The organism is Listeria grandensis FSL F6-0971 (assembly GCF_000525835.1).
Lineage (GTDB): Bacteria > Bacillota > Bacilli > Lactobacillales > Listeriaceae > Listeria_A > Listeria_A grandensis.
On record NZ_AODD01000059.1, the window covers coordinates 1 to 543 of the forward strand.

1 protein-coding gene is annotated in these 543 nt (G+C 40.0%); it reads left to right on the forward strand.

The annotated features are described in order from the left end of the window. Positions 1-30 precede the first annotated feature (30 nt). Complete coding sequence (locus tag PGRAN_RS15350; RefSeq protein ID WP_036068583.1) at positions 31-516, forward strand: toxin Cry1Ac domain D-VI-related protein; 486 nt, start codon at positions 31-33, stop codon at positions 514-516. Positions 517-543: the final 27 nt, after the last annotated feature.

Here is a 543-nt window from a genome sequence, read left to right on the forward strand (position 1 = left end):
GGTAAGAAGAAGGAACATTCTGGATGAGAATTGAAAAAGCAACAAAAGTTGTTAGATGCAAAAGTAGTGGAAGCTAACAATCTAAAAGCAGCAAACGAAGCAGTTAATAAATTGTTTGGTGACGGTGGGCACACCAAGCTAGCGGAAGGGATTACTGCAACAGACATTAATCAAGCCAAAGCGTTGGCGAATAAAGTGAGCAATGCAGGTAAGAAGAAGGAACTTCTGGATGAGATTGAAAAAGCACAAAAGTTGTTAGATGCAAAAGTAGTGGAAGCTAACAATCTAAAAGCAGCAAACGAAGCAGTTAATAAATTGTTTGGTGACAGTGGGCACACCAAGCTAGGGGAAGGGATTACTGCAACAGACATTAATCAAGCCAAAGCGTTGGCGAATAAAGTGAGTAATGCAGGTAAGAAGAAGGAACTTCTGGATGAGATTGAAAAAGCACAAAAGTTGTTAGATGCAAAAGTAGTGGAAGCTAACAATCTAAAAAGCAGCAAACGAAGCAGTTAATAAATTGTTTGGTGACGGTGGGCACAC